The organism is Pedobacter sp. 01N416 (assembly GCF_056399685.1).
On sequence record NZ_JBFTRT010000789.1, the window covers coordinates 1 to 2166 of the forward strand.

1 protein-coding gene and 1 pseudogene are annotated in these 2166 nt (G+C 38.7%); both read left to right on the plus strand.

From position 1 onward, the window contains the following. Positions 1 to 785, plus strand: a pseudogene (locus AC1DND_RS27170) (SusC/RagA family TonB-linked outer membrane protein); the annotation flags it as partial. Positions 786 to 874: 89 nt separating this feature from the next. Next, positions 875 to 2166, plus strand: a 1292-nt coding sequence (locus AC1DND_RS27175; RefSeq protein ID WP_477585883.1) for a SusC/RagA family TonB-linked outer membrane protein, incomplete at its 3' end; no start/stop codon positions are given.

Genomic DNA, 2166 nt, shown 5'->3' on the forward strand with positions numbered 1-2166 from the left:
GAGTAGTACTAGTAAAAACTAAACGCGGTAAAATCGGACCTCCACGCATCAGTTATAGCGGCTCGTATGCCTTTAATGATGAAGCTTACCGAACTAAAATGATGAGCGCCTATCAGTTTGGGATGTATTATAACATTATGAACGGACCGAATGGAGCTAATGTAAATCCAACAGGCGCTTCAGCAGCTGATAGTTTTTTTAGTCAGGACGAATTAGAGCATTTTAAAAACATTAATTACGATTGGTTAGAAGATGCCTGGAAATCATCCTATAACATGAAACACACTTTAAGTATCTCCGGAGGTACAGACCGCGCAACCTATTTCGGTGATGTAGCTTATTACAAGCAAGATGGAAACCTTTCGAGTCTTGATTTTAAACGTTGGAACTTTAGATCAGGTGCCGATATTAAGGTGGCAACCAATCTGAAGGTTGGTTTGCAGGTTTCAGGAAACAATAGCGAACTCATTAAAACATTCAATAAAATTGGTAGTGAGTTAGATGACAACGATTACAGGAACCTCATCCTTGCGCCTCGTTACGTGCCGATGTACATTAATGGATATCCTGTAAAACTACCGGGAACCACTAATGATTTTTCTACCTATCATTTCTACGAAATCGAAAAATTAGGCAATCTGGCGAATACCAGAAATACCAACTTTACGATAAATTTAAATGCTCAATACGATATTCTGAGCAAGCCTTTAATAATGAGGTTGTATTTAAAGCAGATCCGATCCAACAAACGAATGGCCAGTTTAACTCAGCAACCGGCGCGATAGACGGAAGCACTACAAAATCAGAAGGAGGATCACTATCATATGTTGCAAGAGCAAACTACAGTTACGCAGATAAGTACCTTGCAGAATTTATGTTTAGAAGTGATGCTTCTACCAAATTTGCACCGGGTAACTATTGGGGTAATTTCTATTCAGGCTCATTGGGCTGGGTAATTTCAGAAGAAGATTTTTTTAAAGTACCTGGTATTGACTTCTTAAAACTAAGGTACTCAATAGGTTTATTAGGTAACGACCAAACTAAGGCCTGGTTATGGAGACAGCGTTACACCTTCCAGGATGGTAAAGGAGCAGTATTTGGTGGAGATGGAAATGCAACTGCAGGTTATAAAATGGAAGCATCTCCAAACCCTGATGCAACCTGGAGCGACGAGCTTAAAAATAACGTGGGTATTGATGCTAAATTTTTAAAAAACCGACTTACATTATCTCTGGATGGTTATTATAATCACGCAACAAATATTTTAACAGAGGTAACATCTAATATTCCAATCACGATTGGTGGTTCAGTAGCCTCACAAAATTATGCTACAGCAGATTACTTTGGCTACGAACTGGGAATTGGTTGGAACGATAAAATTGGCAAGGATTTTAGTTATGGCGTAGATTTTAGGTTTGCTTGGTCAGATAATAAAGTAATCAAAGCAGATTACAATGCAAATGATGTTCTATATCCTTGGAATCCACGTAATGGAACTTCATCTGACGTTGGTAAATGGGGTTATGATTATTTAGGCATGTTTAAAGATCAGCAAGAAATCGATGCTTATTTAAGTCAGTACAAAATTACCTCCGTAAATCCAGGTGCTGCCGGTAGCGGATCAGCAGTGTTGGCCAAAGATTTAAAGCCAGGCATGCTCTATTATAGAGATGTTAGAGGACCTTTACAGCCTGATGGATCTTTTGCAGGTCCAGACGGTATAATTGACTTTAATGATCAGGTACAGTTATCAAAAAAAGCCACCAACCATTATGGTTACGGAACAACATTAAAAGCAAATTATAAAGGAATAGGAATAGAGGCGGTAATTTCAGGTTCGTTTGGGGGATGGTCGGAAATCGATGCCCGTAAAAAAATGAACAATTCTATTTCACGCACTTTTGCAAGTGTGCCTGAGATCTGGGGCGATATTTATGATCCCATCCTAAACCCAACAGGTACTATGCCAAACCCAAATTGGGAAGCTACAAGCTTAAGTCCAACATCAAATTTCTGGAAGGTTTCTTCATTTAGAATGCGTTTAGCTAGCATACAGTTAAATTATTCTCTTCCTAAGCGCTGGCTCGAACAAGTTAAAGTAAGTAATGTACGTGTTTACGCAAGCGCGTTAAACCCTTATAATTTCTATAACCCATATTCTTATAG